The following is a 13,354-nucleotide window of genomic DNA, read 5'->3' as shown; positions in this document are numbered from 1 at the left end:
TGCTAGCCCCGCCCCCTATCGCTCCAGAATCGCCCTGGCGGTCGTCTCGTCGGTAATCAGCCCGTTGATCAGGCCCCCGTTCAACGCCGCGGCGATCGCCGTAACCTTGGCCGCGCCCACTGCCGCGCCGATCGTCGTGGTCTTCGCTGGCACTTCCGGCGGGATGCTGGTCAGGCGCTTGTTGGTGCCGGCCTTGAGCAGACGGCCCCTGGAATCATAGGCCCAGCCGGTGATCTCGCCGATGGCGCCAAGCCGCATCATCTCGAACAATTCGTCGCGGGTGACGAAGCCGTCGATGTGGACCTGCGCCTTCTGGTCCATCTGGCCGATGCCGACCAGACGCAAATCTGCCTTGGCCGCGACCGCCTTCACCTTCGCGATCGGCTCGATGCGCACCATCCTGTTGCGCTCGTCCTCCGACGACATCAGGAACGGCAGCGGCATCGGATAGTGCCGCGCGCCGGTGCGGTCGGCGAGCCGGCCGACGGTGTCGTAAAAGCTCGCCGAACCGTCGGCAGAGATGTTGCCGACCAGCGAGACGATCTGGTGATTGGGCCGGTCGATCGGCGTGACGCGCTCGACCGCGGCGCGCACCGCGCGGCCGGTGCCGAGCGCGACGATGACGGGCGTCTCCGATCGCAGCGTCGCGTCGAGCAGATTGGCGCAGCGTTCGGCGATTCCGGCGGTCGCCTGCGGCGCGTCGGGATCGGCCGGCACCACCTCGCAATGGACGAGATCGAACCGCTCCTTCAGCCGCGCCGCCAATTCCATGCAGGCGGCGATGGGATGCTGGAGCCGGAAGGTGATGAGACGTTCGGCCAGGCACAGCGACACCAGCCGCTGCGCCGAGGCGCGCGAGACCTGGAGCATCCTTGCGATCTCGTCCTGGGTATGGCCGGCAATGAAATACAGCCAGCCGGCGCGGGCGGCATCGTCGAGCCTCGACTTGTCGTTCTCGGCGGCCATGCGGGCCTCACGCCTCCCAGAAATCGCTCATATGCGCGAAGACCCGATCGGCCCCGGCGGCGGACAATATAGCGCGGCCGTCGCGCGCGCGATAATGGCTGCCACCGACAAATCCCCAGACGGTCATGCCGGCCGCCTTGCCCGCCTGCACGCCGCTGACACTGTCCTCGATCACCAGCGTGCGCGCAGGTTGCGCCCCCATCTTCTCCGCCGCGTAGAGGAAGAGATCGGGCGCCGGCTTGCCGCGCGCGACCATCTGTGCGGTATAGATCCGATCGCCGAAATGCGTCCGCAGATCGGTGACGTCGAGCGAGAGCGAGACGCGATCGATGTCGCTCGATGAGGCCACGCAGACCGGCACGGACAATCCCGAGATCACCGCCCCTACCCCCGGGATCGGCTCCAGCGAGGCGGCAAACGACTCGAGCACGCGCGACTTCAATCCCGGCAGGAAGCTGTCCGGTAGCGACTGCCCGAGATCACGATAATGCTGCTCGATCGCCTTGGTGCTGCGCCCGAGAAACAATTCCAGCGCCTGCGCCTCGCTGAGCGTGAAGCCGAACCCGGCCAGCACTTCGGACAGGCAACGACAGCTCAAAAGCTCGCTGTCGACGAGCACGCCGTCGCAGTCGAAGATGATCAGATCGGGTTGTGGCGGGCGCTGGTCCATCCGGGCATTCGATCATATACCCACCATCTGAGCAATAGCTCGCAAAAGACAACCGCGGTTCGTTCGACCGGGTCAATGCGCCACCTGCCGGTAGATCGCCGGCAGCGCCCCCGGCAACCGCTTGATGTTGCCGACGATGGCGTAGCCACCGCGTCCGAACAGCGTCGGAAAGTAGGTTTGTGCCGCCGCGTCGATCGTCACACCGAACACCGCAATGCCGAGACGGCGCGCTTCCTGCACGGATTTCCTGGTGTCTTCGACCGCAAAGCGCCCTTCATAGTGATCGACGTCGTTCGGCTTGCCGTCGGTCAGGACGAGCAGCAGCTTCTTGGACCGTCAATGCGGCTACCGCCTCTGATTGTACACGTCGATGCACACCGCCCCCAGCAGCACCAGGCCCTTGATCACCTGCTGGTAATCGATGCCGATGCCGAGGATGGACATGCCGTTGTTCATCACGCCCATGATCATGGCGCCGACCACGGCGCCGCCGACGCGCCCCACGCCGCCATAGGCCGAGGCGCCACCGATGAAGCAGGCGGCGATGACGTCGAGCTCGAAGCCGAGACCTGCCTTCGGGGTCGCGGTGTTCAGCCGCGCGGCGAAGACGAGGCCGGCGAGCGCGGCGAGCACGCCCATGTTGACGAATGTCAGGAACGTCAGCCGTTCGGTCTTGATGCCCGACAGGCTCGCCGCCTTGGCGTTGCCGCCGACGGCATAGATCTGCCGCCCGATCACGGTGCGGCGGGTGACGAAGCCGTAGAGCGCGATCAGCGCACCCATAATCACCAGCACGTTGGGCAGGCCGCGATGCGAGGCGATCAGATAGGTAAAATAGAGCACGGCGCAGGCCAGCAGGATGCTCTTGCCGAGGAAGAACGCATAGGGCTCGACCTCGATTCCATGCGATTGCTCGCGCGATCTCCCCTTGGCGCTGGCGTAAACCAGGCCGAGCGCCAGCACGGCGCCGATCAGCATCGATGTCGGATGCAGCGTCCCGGCCTCGGGCAGCAGTTCGGGAATGAACCCCGACGACAATTTCTGGAAGGTCGCCGGGAACGGCCCGAGCGACTGGCCCTGCAGCACCGCCAGCGCGAGGCCCTTGAACACCAGCATCCCCGCCAAGGTGACGATGAAGGACGGGATCTTGAAATAGGCCACCCAATAGCCCTGCGCAGCGCCGATGGCGGCACCGACCAGGAGGCAGGCGATGAAGGCGAGCGTGTAGTCGACCTTGTAGGTCACCATCAGCACCGCGGCCACGGCGCCGATGAAGCCTGCGACCGAACCGACCGAGAGGTCGATATGGCCGGTGACGATCACCAGGAGCATGCCGAGCGCCATGATGACGATATAGCTGTTCTGCAGCACCAGGTTGGTGAGGTTGAGCGGCTGCAGCAGCGTGCCGCCGGTCACGACCTGGAAGAACAGCATGATCGCGATCAGCGACATCAGCATGCCGTAATTGCGCAGATTGTTCTTGATGAAGCTGCCGTGCCGGCGCTCCTCGGGCAGCGACACCGTCTTGTCGGTCATGGCTGCGATCCTCCCATCTCCGCGGCCTCAGGCACGCCGTTTCCATTGCTTCGTTGGTTGCGCATGATGGCGCGCATGATCTTCTCCTGCGTCGCCTCGGAGCCCTTGAATTCCCCGACGAAGGCGCCGTCGTTCATGACGCAGATGCGGTCGCAGATGCCGAGCAGCTCGGGCATCTCCGAGGAGATCACCACGACCCCGCGGCCGGCCTCCGCCAGCTCGTTGATGATACAGTAAATCTCGTATTTGGCACCGACGTCGATGCCCCTTGTCGGCTCGTCCAGGATCAGCACCTTGGGGTCGGTCATCAGCCATTTCGACAGCACCACCTTCTGCTGGTTGCCGCCGGAGAGCTGGCCGGTCTCCTGGTAGACGTCGGAGCAGCGGATGCGCATGCGGCCGCGGTAGTCGCTGGCGACCTTCAGCTCGGCGATGTCGTCGATCACCCGCCTCGGTGCGATCTGGTCGAGGCTGGCGAGCGTGATGTTCTTGCGGACGTCGTCGGCGAGGATCAGGCCGAGTTGCTTGCGGTCCTCGGTGACATAGGCGAGGCCGGCGTCGATCGCGGACGCGACGCTCGGCAGCACCATCTCCCTGCCTTCGAGCCGGAGAGAGCCGCTGATCGTTGTGCCCCAGGAGCGGCCGAACAGGCTCATGGCGAATTCGGTGCGGCCGGCCCCCATCAGGCCGGCGATGCCCACGACCTCGCCTCGCCTGACGCTGAAATTGACGTTCTTGATCACCTGTCGTTCGGGATGGATGGGGTGATAGACCGACCAGTTCGCGACGTCGAGCACCGGTTCGCCGATCTTCGCGCTACGCTCCGGGAAGCGATGCGCGAGATCGCGGTTCACCATGCTGCGGATGATGCGATCCTCCTGGATCGGCTCGGCGTGACAGTCGATGCTGTCGACGGTGCGGCCGTCGCGCAGCACCGTGATGTGGTCGGCGACCTTGGCAACCTCGTTGAGCTTGTGCGAGATCAGGATCGAGCCGATGCCCTGCTCGCGAAATGTCATCAGGCGTTCGAGCAGCGCGGCGCTGTCGGCTTCGTTGAGGCTCGCCGTCGGCTCGTCCAGGATCAGCATGCGCACACGCTTGGACAGCGCCTTTGCGATCTCCACCAGCTGCTGCTTGCCGACGCCGAGATCGGTGATCAGCGTGTCCGGCGATTCCTTGAGGCCAACCTGCGCCAGGAGCTCCCGGGTGCGGCGGTAGACCTCGTCGCGGTCGATCACGCCGAACTTCGACGGCGGATGCGACAGGAAGATATTCTCCGCGATCGACATCAGCGGGATCAGCGCCAGCTCCTGATGAATGATGATGATGCCGAGCGCCTCGGAATCGTTGATGTCGCGGAAGCGCCGCTCCTCGCCTTCGAAGATGATGGTGCCCTCGTAGCTGCCATGCGGATAGACCCCGCTCAGCACCTTCATCAGCGTCGACTTGCCGGCCCCGTTCTCGCCGACGAGGGCGTGGATCTGCCCGGCCTCGACCTGGAAGTTGACGTCGCGCAGCGCCTGCACGCCGGCAAAGCTCTTGCTGACGTTGCGCATCTCCAGCATGGCGGTCATCGGATCATTCTCCCGGACTTTGCCACGTCGTCATGACCGGGCTTGTCCCGGCCATCCACGTGCCACCGCTTGCGGGGAAGGCCGTGGATGCCCGGGACAAGCCCGGGCATGACGGAGTACGTGGACTACGCTTCGTCCCTCATAGAGAGCTGCCTCTCGCACGCACGCGGGGTGAGGGAAAAGAAACAGTCTCACTGGAACTGCGACTTCTTGTAATAGCCGCTGTCGACCAGCACCTTCTCCCAATTGTCCTTGTAGACCACCACCGGCTTGAGCAGATAGGACGGCACGGTCTTGACGCCATTCTCGTAGGTCTTGGTATCGTTGACGGTGACCTCCTTGCCGGCGAGTGCGGCGTCGACCATGTCGGCTGTCACCTTGGCGAGATCGCGGGTGTCCTTGAAGATGGTCGAATACTGGTCGCCGCGCAGCATGGCCTTGATCGAGGGCACCTCGGCGTCCTGACCGGAGATGATGGGCATCGGCTGGTCGGCGCTGCCGTAGCCGACACCCTTCAGCGAGGAGATGATGCCGATCGAGATGCCGTCATAGGGCGACAGCACGGCGTTTAGCTTCTTGTTGCCGTAGTAGGCGCTGAGCAGATTGTCCATGCGCGCCTGCGCGGTGGCGCCGTCCCAGCGCAGGGTCGCAACCTTGTCCATGCCCATCTGGCCCGACGCGACGACGAGCTTGCCGCTGTCGATGTAGGGCTTCAAGACGCTCATCGCGCCGTTGTAGAAGAAGTAGGCGTTGTTGTCGTCGGGCGAGCCGCCGAACAGCTCGATGTTGAAGGGACCCTTGCCTTCCTTCAGCCCGAGCCCCTGCTCGATCGACTGCGCCTGCAAGACGCCGACCTGAAAATTGTCGAAGGTTGCATAATAGTCGACGTTCGGCGTGCCGCGGATCAGACGGTCATAGGCGATCACCGTGATGCCTTTTGCTTTCGCCTGCTTGAGCACGTCCGACAGCGTGGTGCCGTCGATCGCGGCGATCACCAGCGCTTTCGCGCCCTTGGTCACCATGTTCTCGACCTGCGAGAGCTGGTTCGGAATGTCGTCCTCGGCATATTGCAGGTCGGTGTTGTAGCCGCGCTCCTTCAGCACCTTGACCATGTTGTTGCCGTCGTCGATCCAGCGCGCCGACGACTTCGTCGGCATGGCGATGCCGACGGTCGCCTTCTGGGCGAAGGCGGTGACGCCCGTGGCCATCGTGGCAGCGCCGGCCAGCGCCAGCGCGAGGAACGTCGTCTTCAGTTTCAGCATGTTTCACTCCCTTGGGTATCAGACTGTTTCTTCGTGACGTCGAGAACGTGGTCGTGTGATGCCTCTGGTCTCCTATGCGAGCTTGACGTCGGGCTCAGCGCGTCCGCGCGCGGATGCCTCCAACAAGAAAGTGCAACCGGCTTGCGGATCGGCGGCGCGCGCGGTCGCGTCCATGTCCTGCCAGGCCGAGGTGACGAGCAGGCGCGACAGATCCGGGCCGACAAAGGCGGGACAGCTCGCCTGCCTTGCGGGCACGCTGAGTGAGCGCAGGCGCTCGCCTTGCGGAGAATAGACATCGATCCGGCTCGCGCCCCAGCACGCGTTCCAGATGTTTCCTTCGGCATCACACACCGAGCCGTCGAGGCCGCCGATGCCGCTGTGGCGCAGCAAGACCTCCGGCTCGCCGCGCGGCAGGCCGGTCGCGGGATTGAGCGGCACGGCGTAGAGCACGGCGCGCGCGCTGTCGGCGAAATAGCCGATCGCGCCATCCGGCGAGAAACAGATCGAGTTGGGAATACTGATGCGGGGAAACAGCAGCGCGATCTTGCCGCGATGGAACGCGTAGATCGCGCCTACCCCCGGCTCCGCCTCGCGTCCCATGGTGCCGATCCAGAACGTGCCGGACTGATGCACCCGCGCGTCATTGGAGCGGGTCGCGTGATTGTCGGCTTCGAGCGGACAGAGCAGCGTCATCACGCCATCGACGAGCTTGCGGATGTAGAGACCGTCCTCGGCGACGATCAATTGGCGCTCCGCATCGATGCGTCCGAGTGCGCTCGCCATCCGGCCGAGCGCGTGGACGCGGATGCTGCCGCTGTCGAGCTGGGCCTCGAACAGCAGCCCTTCGCGGATGTCGAACCACCAGGCGGTGTCAGTGGTCACGTCATAGGTCGGCCCTTCGCCCAGATGGCAGGGATGATCCGAGAGCACAGTCGTGGGCACCTGTTCCATCATGGTGACCTCACTGAAAAGCGATAGATCGTATGATGGCGATAGACTTCGCCGGGGTCGAGGCGCGGGCTCGGGAAATCCGGCCGGTTCGGCGCGTCCGGCCAGATGTGAGGTTCCAGGCACATGGCGTCCGATTGACGAATGAGCTTACCGCCCTTTCCCAAGATCGTGCCATCCAGATAATTGCCAGAATAGATCTGGAGCCCGGGCTGATCGGTGAACAGCTCCATGATCCGCCCCGCGCGCGGCGCTACCAGCCGCGCCGCGAGCCCGAGCCTGCCGTCGCGCCTGAAGCAATAAGTGTGGTCATAGCCTCTGCCGCTCTGCAATTGCTGATCGCTCTCACGGATACGCTCGCCGACCGGCCGCGGCTCGCGGAAGTCGAACGGCGTGCCCGCCACCGGGCGTGGCGGCTCCCGCAGCGGAATGGCGGTGGGATCGATCGCGAGGAAATGCTCGGCGGCGACTGTCAGCTCATGGTCGAGAACGGACCTGCCCGACGTCGCGCCCTCGAGGTTGAAGAAGCTGTGGTTGGTCAGGTTGACGATGGTCGGCCGGTCCGTCCGCGCCTCCATGATGAGCGAGAGTTCGGTCGGGCCGGTGACGCGATAGGTCATCCGCACGTCGAGCCGGCCGGGATAGTTCTCTTCGCCATGCGGGCTGACACAGGTAAGCGTCACCGCGGGTTCGGCGCCCTCGTCAAGATCCGCAATCTCCCAGAGCTTGCGGTCGAATCCGTCGAGGCCGCCATGCAGCGCATTGGGGCCGTTGTTGACGGCAAGCTGCACGGTCTCGCCGTCGAGCGAGAACTGCCCGTTGGCAATGCGGTTGGCGTAGCGGCCGACGGTCGCGCCAAAAAACTTTCGTTCGGCGAGATAGCCGGCGAATGTGTCATGGCCGAGCACCACGTCGTCGTGGCCGCCCCGCGCGTCCGGGGCGATCAACGCCTGAAGCACGGCGCCATGGGTGATGATCCGCGCTTCGAAGCCGCCCTTCCCGCGCAGCACGATGCGCTCGACCTTGCGGCCGTCCGACAGCGTCCCGAAAACGTCTCTGGTGATTTTTGATGCGGCCATGTTCAGTCCACAAATGGCTCGACGATCGTGCGTTTGCCCAGCAGGAAGGCGTCGGCGACGAGACGCAGCGGGGTCAGGTCCACGTCACTCGCGCCGGTCGCTGCGAGTTCGACGAAGCGCCGGTAGAGCCCGCGATATTCCTCATCGGGCGCCTCGGCAAGCACCTTGCCGTCGACGGCCATGCGCGCGCCTCCGCTGGACAGTGTCATCCGGCCCCGATCCGTTTCGACGACGATATCCCAGCTCTGCGGCCCGGTCTGGCGAAAATCGAACTCGGCGGTCACAGGCAGACCGCTGATATCAGTCAGTGTCAGGTTCGCCGCGATCGGCGCCTGGCAATTGGCCGGGAAGGCCAGCTCGGCCGCGGTGACGAACACGGGCTTCGGTAGAATCCTGGTCAGGATCGACAGCGCATTGATGCCGGGATCGAACACGCCGAGGCCGCCCGGCTCCCAGATCCAGGCCTGGCCGGGATGCCAGACGCGGACGTCTTCCTTCCAGCTGATCTGCACGGAGGCGATGCGACGCTCGGCGAGCCATTGCCGCGCCGGCTCGACCGCCGGCGCATGGCGCGAATGCCAAGTCGCAAACAGCGTGCGCTTCGCCTCCACCGCCATTGCGATCAACGGATCGAGCTCGGCAACGCCGGTGCCCGGCGGCTTCTCCAGCATGACATGCTTGCCGGCGGCGAGAGCTGCTGCGGCCTGTGCGCGCCGTACCTGCGGCGGCGTGCAGAGCGAGACGGCGTCGATCGGCGGCCCCTGCTCCAACAATTCCTCGATGGTGGCAAAATGCGGCAGTTCCGGCAGCGAAGCGTTGCGGCTGGCGACGGCCGCCAGCGTCGCGCCCGGCACCGCGGCGATCGCGCCGACATGCTGGTCGCGCGCGATCTTGCCGAAGCCGACGATGGCGATGCGAAGGTCTGTCACGCTCGTTCTCCAGTATCCGCCGACGGCAGCGCCTCGGCCGGCGCGGTCTCGATCGCGGCACCCTCGTGGCGATGCATTCCATTGTGAATGACGAAGACCATCGCTTCGGCGGCGGCATCGGCGTCGCCGGCCGCGATGGCATCGACGATCCTCTGGTGCCACAGCAGCACGGTATCGCGATCCTCCGGCTCAACCGGGGCGCTGAGCAGGAAGGACGCGCGCAGCGCGGCCTCGATGACATGCCCGATCGAGCGCATGAACAAATTGCCCGAGGCGCGCGCCACGGCCACGTGAAGCGCGAGATCGGCATCGGCAAAGCCCACCGAGTCGGACGCTTCACGCCGCATGCGCTCCATGCTGCTCCGGAGCTCGGCAAGGTCTTCCTCCGACCGCCGCGTCGCCGCGAGCATGGCCGCACGCGGCTCGACCGCAAGACGGATCTCGGCGAGATCGTTGAGGAAGCGCTTGTCAATGCCGGCGTCGAGGTGCCAGGCCAGCACATCAGCGTCGAACATGTTCCAGGCGCCGCGCTCGCGCACGACGGTCCCGACCCGCGCCTTGGTGGTGAGCAGGCCCTTGGCGACCAGCGTCTTCACGCTCTCCCGCAGCACCGGCCGCGACACGCCGAACATCGCGATCATCTCGGCATCGCCCGGCAGGCGCGTGCCTTCCGCATAGCGGCCGGCGATGATGTCGACGCCGATCGAACGGGCCACCTCCGCATGGTTGGAGTGGGCCCGCCGCGTCGGGATGACGAGGATGCGCGAGGTCATGACGCCGCTCCTGCGCTCTTGACCACCGGCCGGCGCGCCAGCGCGACCAGTCCCTGCTGCAAGGCGATGAAGGCGAACAGTAGCACGCCGGTCGCGATCTTGGTCCACCAGCTCGACAAGGTGCCGTCGAAATTGATGTAGGTCTGGATCAGGCCCTGGATCAGCACGCCGAGGAAGGTGCCGATCACCGAGCCCTGGCCGCCCGTGAGCAGCGTGCCGCCGATCACGACGGCGGCGATGGTGTCGAGCTCGACACCGACGGCGGAGAGCGAATAGCCGGCGCTGGTGTAGAAGGAGAAGACGATGCCGGCGATGCCAGCGAGCAGGCTCGACAGCATGTAGATCTTGATCGTCATCTTGCCGACGGCAACGCCCATCAGGCTTGCGGCGGTCCGGTTGCCGCCGAGTGCATAGACGTTGGCGCCGAACCGGGTGAGATGCAGAAGCAAGGCGCCGCCGATCACGATCACGAGCATGATGATCGCGATCGCGGTCAGTCGCCCCCCGCCAGGCATCCGCAGCGCGAAGTCCGACACGGTGGAATAGACCGGCGCGGTGATCGGCACCGATTCGGTGGAGAGCAGGAAGCTCGCGCCGCGCGCCAGGAACATGCCGGCAAGCGTCACGATGAACGGTGGCAAATCGAAGACATGGATCACCGCGCCCATCGCCGCACCGAAGGCCGCCGAGAGCACGAGAATGGCGACGAAGGCGACCAGCGGCGGCATGCCCCAGCGCTCGATCGCGAGCGCGACGAACACGGTGGTGAAGCCGATCACCGATCCGACCGAAAGATCTATGCCGCCGGAGATGATCACAAATGTCATGCCGGTCGCGACGATTCCGAGGAAGGCGTTGTCGGTGAGGAGATTCCCGACCACGCGCGTCGAGGCGATATTGGGAAACTGCATCGCGCAGAGCGCGAAGCCCGCAACGAGCACGATGGCCGTGATGAGGACGGGCGGCAGGCCTTTCATGCTTTGGTCCTCCGCAGCCGCATAGCGATGCTGGCGAGCCCCGACAGTTTCGGCGATTGAAGCAGCAACACCGCGAGCACCACCACCGCCTTGACCAGCAGGTTGAACTCCGGCGGATAGCCCGACAGCAAAATTCCAGTATTCATGGTCTGGATGATGAGCGCCCCCAACACGGCGAGCACGAGGCTGAAACGGCCGCCGAACAGCGAGGTGCCACCGATCACCACCGCAAGAATGGCATCGAGCTCGAGCCAGAGGCCGGCATTGTTGGCATCGGCACCCATGATGTCGGCCGCCGCGATCACGCCGGCGAGCGCGGCGCAGACGCCGCACCAGACGTAGACCGAAAGGATCATGGCGCGGGTACCGACGCCGGCGAGCTCGCTCGCCCGCGCATTGCCGCCGGTTGCCTCGATCAGCAGCCCGAGCGCCGAGCCGCGCACCACTGCGGCGGTGAGGATCAGCATGCCCAGGGCAATCACGACCGGCACCGGCAGGCCGAGTACCGAGCCATTGCCGAGCCAGACCAGGTCCGGTGAGGAAAAGGTGACGATGCGCCCCTCGGTGATGAGCTGGGCGATGCCGCGTCCCGCCACCATCAGGATCAGCGTCGCCACGATCGGCTGCATGCCGAGCACGGCGACGAGGAAGCCGTTCCACAAGCCGCAGACGAGTCCGGCGCCAAGCGCGGCCGCCAGCACGATCGGCAGCCCGTAGCTGTCGGCGAGGCTCGCCGCGATGGCGCCCGAAATCGCCATGACGGCGCCGACTGAGAGATCGATACCGCGCGTCGCGATCACCAGCACCATGCCGAGCGTGAGCAGCGCCACGGGCGTGCCGCGATTGAGCACGTCGATCAGGCTGCCGAACAGCCGCCCGTCCTGCAGGCGCAGGTCGAAGAACTGAGGCGATACGATGCGATCGACCGCCAGGATGACGATCAACGCCATGACCTGGGCAAGGCCGCGGCGCGGCAACAGTGCGGTCATGCCCGGCCCTCATGCGCAGTCGCGGCGTCATCGGCGGCGATCGCCGCGAGAATGTTGCTGACGTCGATCGCCTCGCCCGCGAGCTCTTCGACATGGGCGCGGTCGCGCAGCACCACGACGCGATCCGAATAGGTCACGATCTCGTCGAGCTCGGAAGAGATCACGAGCAGCGCCAGACCATCGTCGCAGAGCTCGCGGATCAGGCGGATGATCTCGGCATGCGCGCCGACGTCGATCCCGCGGGTCGGCTCGTCCAGCACCAACAGGCGCGGCGACGTCGCGAGCCAGCGCGCCAGCAACACCTTCTGCTGATTGCCGCCGGAGAGCAGTCCAACGGGACGTTTTGGATCAGGCGGGCGGATGTCGAGCATCTTGACGTAGCGGCGCGCGATCTCGTCCTGCTCGCGGCGCGACAGCGGGCGATGCAGGCCGCGCTTGGCCTGGAGCGCGAGCACGATATTCTCGCGCACGCTGAGTTCGGCAATAATGCCGTCGGTCTTGCGTTCCTCCGGGCAATAGCCAAAACCGTGGCGTACACCGTCGCGCGGCGACTGCAGCCGCACTGGTGCACCTTCCACCCTCGCCTGCCCGCGATCGGCGCGTTCGGCGCCGAACACCAGCCGCGCCGTCTCGGTCCGGCCCGAGCCGAGCAGTCCGGCAAGGCCGACGACCTCGCCATGGCGCAGCTCGAGATTGAACGGCGCGACGTAACCGGCCTTGCCGTAACCTTCGAAGCTCGCACAGATCTCGCGTGCCTTATGCTCGGTGGCAGAAGCCCGCGCGCTGGTGGTCTCCGCAAGCTCGCGACCGAGCATCATCCGAATCAGCTCGAGGCGCGGCAGTGAAGCTGTCTCACGCTCGCCGACCAGGCGGCCGTTACGCAGCACCGTGATGCGGTCGGAGATCTCGTAGACCTGGTCGAGGAAGTGGCTGACGAAGACGATGCCGATGCCGCGCTGCGCGAGCTGGCGCATGATGCCGAAGAGAACCTCGACCTCATGGCGGTCCAGGCTCGCGGTGGGTTCATCCAGGATCAGCACGCGCGCGGAGAGATCGACGGCGCGCGCGATCGCGGTGACGTGCTGGATGGCCACCGAATAGTTGCCGAGCGGCGCGGCGACATCGATATCGAGACCGAAATCTGCAAGCAGTGCCTTGGCGCGGCGGCGCATCTCGCCTTCGCGCACGATGCCGAAGCGCATCGGCTGGCGGTCGAGGAACAGGTTCTGCGCCACCGACAGGTTCGGCAGCAGGTTGACCTCCTGGTAGACGGTGGCGATGCCGGCGCCAAGCGCCGCCTTGGCCGAGCGCGGCACGACCTCTTCGCCACCGAGCCTGACAGTGCCGGCATCGCGGGGAAACACGCCGGTGATCACCTTGATCAGCGTGGACTTGCCGGCGCCGTTCTCTCCGAGCAGGGCATGGATCTCGCCGGCGCGCAGGGTGAAATCGACTTCCTGCAACGCGCGCACCGCGCCGAAGCTCTTGCTGATCCCGCGCACGTCAAGGAGCGGCGAAACAGGATCGGGGCTGCTTTCCATCGCAACGTCACTCCCACCGGCGTCCGCTTATGATGCGGATGCCCAGCCTATTCGTTCGCGCAGCGGTTTCGAAGGGGGACCGCCAGGCCGCAAGAAGCAGCCCGGCGAGG

At 65.7% G+C, this 13,354-nt stretch carries 12 protein-coding genes and 1 pseudogene; all 13 read right to left on the bottom strand.

What is annotated here, in order from left to right:
- Positions 1-15: 15 nt before the first annotated feature.
- On the bottom strand, positions 16-966 hold the full coding sequence (locus tag ABIF91_RS30515) for a sugar-binding transcriptional regulator (protein WP_028177152.1): 951 nt from the start codon (positions 964-966) through the stop codon (positions 16-18).
- Between the two features lie 7 nt (positions 967-973).
- Complete coding sequence (locus ABIF91_RS30510; RefSeq protein ID WP_028177153.1) at positions 974-1,636, bottom strand: HAD family hydrolase; 663 nt, start codon at positions 1,634-1,636, stop codon at positions 974-976.
- Between the two features lie 72 nt (positions 1,637-1,708).
- Positions 1,709-1,966, bottom strand: a pseudogene (locus ABIF91_RS30505) (protein norD); the annotation flags it as partial.
- 15 nt (positions 1,967-1,981) lie between these two features.
- Positions 1,982-3,172, bottom strand: a complete 1,191-nt coding sequence (gene mmsB, locus ABIF91_RS30500; RefSeq protein ID WP_028177154.1) for a multiple monosaccharide ABC transporter permease — start codon at positions 3,170-3,172, stop codon at positions 1,982-1,984.
- Positions 3,169-4,746: a multiple monosaccharide ABC transporter ATP-binding protein gene (mmsA, locus tag ABIF91_RS30495; RefSeq protein WP_028177155.1), complete on the bottom strand. Its 1,578-nt coding sequence runs from the start codon at positions 4,744-4,746 to the stop codon at positions 3,169-3,171. The genes mmsB and mmsA overlap by 4 nt, the downstream gene beginning before the upstream one ends.
- 191 nt (positions 4,747-4,937) lie before the next feature.
- On the bottom strand, positions 4,938-6,008 hold the full coding sequence (gene chvE, locus ABIF91_RS30490; RefSeq protein ID WP_028177156.1) for a multiple monosaccharide ABC transporter substrate-binding protein: 1,071 nt from the start codon (positions 6,006-6,008) through the stop codon (positions 4,938-4,940).
- Between the two features lie 72 nt (positions 6,009-6,080).
- The gene (locus ABIF91_RS30485; RefSeq protein WP_028177157.1) at positions 6,081-6,959 is read right to left on the bottom strand and encodes an SMP-30/gluconolactonase/LRE family protein; all 879 of its coding nucleotides are present in this window, start codon (positions 6,957-6,959) and stop codon (positions 6,081-6,083) included.
- Positions 6,959-8,035 (bottom strand): aldose epimerase family protein, encoded by a 1,077-nt coding sequence (locus ABIF91_RS30480; RefSeq protein WP_028177158.1) that lies wholly within the window; start codon positions 8,033-8,035, stop codon positions 6,959-6,961. Before ABIF91_RS30480 ends, ABIF91_RS30485 begins: the two co-directional genes overlap by 1 nt.
- Positions 8,036-8,037: 2 nt before the next feature.
- Positions 8,038-8,964, bottom strand: a complete 927-nt coding sequence (locus ABIF91_RS30475; RefSeq protein ID WP_028177159.1) for a Gfo/Idh/MocA family protein — start codon at positions 8,962-8,964, stop codon at positions 8,038-8,040.
- A complete protein-coding gene (locus tag ABIF91_RS30470) occupies positions 8,961-9,737 on the bottom strand; it encodes a FadR/GntR family transcriptional regulator (RefSeq protein WP_035669732.1) in 777 nt (258 codons plus the stop codon). The genes ABIF91_RS30475 and ABIF91_RS30470 overlap by 4 nt, the downstream gene beginning before the upstream one ends.
- On the bottom strand, positions 9,734-10,714 hold the full coding sequence (yjfF, locus tag ABIF91_RS30465) for a galactofuranose ABC transporter, permease protein YjfF (RefSeq protein WP_028177160.1): 981 nt from the start codon (positions 10,712-10,714) through the stop codon (positions 9,734-9,736). The genes ABIF91_RS30470 and yjfF overlap by 4 nt, the downstream gene beginning before the upstream one ends.
- Entirely contained in the window at positions 10,711-11,703 is a 993-nt protein-coding gene (locus ABIF91_RS30460) for an ABC transporter permease (RefSeq protein WP_028177161.1), read from the bottom strand. The genes yjfF and ABIF91_RS30460 overlap by 4 nt, the downstream gene beginning before the upstream one ends.
- A complete protein-coding gene (locus tag ABIF91_RS30455; protein ID WP_028177162.1) occupies positions 11,700-13,244 on the bottom strand; it encodes a sugar ABC transporter ATP-binding protein in 1,545 nt (514 codons plus the stop codon). Before ABIF91_RS30455 ends, ABIF91_RS30460 begins: the two co-directional genes overlap by 4 nt.
- Positions 13,245-13,354: the final 110 nt, after the last annotated feature.

The organism is Bradyrhizobium sp. USDA 241 (genome assembly GCF_049739505.1).
Taxonomy (GTDB): Bacteria; Pseudomonadota; Alphaproteobacteria; order Rhizobiales; family Xanthobacteraceae; genus Bradyrhizobium; species Bradyrhizobium liaoningense.
The sequence above is the reverse complement of the archived record's forward strand: the minus strand, read 5'-3'. Positions and strand labels throughout refer to the sequence as shown.

What these genes read in the sequence shown, in the direction of transcription:
- ABIF91_RS30515 (WP_028177152.1), bottom strand. Translation starts at nt 966, where the DNA reads ATGGCCGCCGAGAACGACAAGTCGAGGCTCGACGATGCCGCCCGCGCC.
- ABIF91_RS30510 (WP_028177153.1), bottom strand. Translation starts at nt 1,636, where the DNA reads ATGGACCAGCGCCCGCCACAACCCGATCTGATCATCTTCGACTGCGAC.
- mmsB (WP_028177154.1), bottom strand. Translation starts at nt 3,172, where the DNA reads ATGACCGACAAGACGGTGTCGCTGCCCGAGGAGCGCCGGCACGGCAGC.
- mmsA (WP_028177155.1), bottom strand. Translation starts at nt 4,746, where the DNA reads ATGACCGCCATGCTGGAGATGCGCAACGTCAGCAAGAGCTTTGCCGGC.
- chvE (WP_028177156.1), bottom strand. Translation starts at nt 6,008, where the DNA reads ATGCTGAAACTGAAGACGACGTTCCTCGCGCTGGCGCTGGCCGGCGCT.
- ABIF91_RS30485 (WP_028177157.1), bottom strand. Translation starts at nt 6,959, where the DNA reads ATGGAACAGGTGCCCACGACTGTGCTCTCGGATCATCCCTGCCATCTG.
- ABIF91_RS30480 (WP_028177158.1), bottom strand. Translation starts at nt 8,035, where the DNA reads ATGGCCGCATCAAAAATCACCAGAGACGTTTTCGGGACGCTGTCGGAC.
- ABIF91_RS30470 (WP_035669732.1), bottom strand. Translation starts at nt 9,737, where the DNA reads ATGACCTCGCGCATCCTCGTCATCCCGACGCGGCGGGCCCACTCCAAC.
- yjfF (WP_028177160.1), bottom strand. Translation starts at nt 10,714, where the DNA reads ATGAAAGGCCTGCCGCCCGTCCTCATCACGGCCATCGTGCTCGTTGCG.
- ABIF91_RS30460 (WP_028177161.1), bottom strand. Translation starts at nt 11,703, where the DNA reads ATGACCGCACTGTTGCCGCGCCGCGGCCTTGCCCAGGTCATGGCGTTG.
- ABIF91_RS30455 (WP_028177162.1), bottom strand. Translation starts at nt 13,244, where the DNA reads ATGGAAAGCAGCCCCGATCCTGTTTCGCCGCTCCTTGACGTGCGCGGG.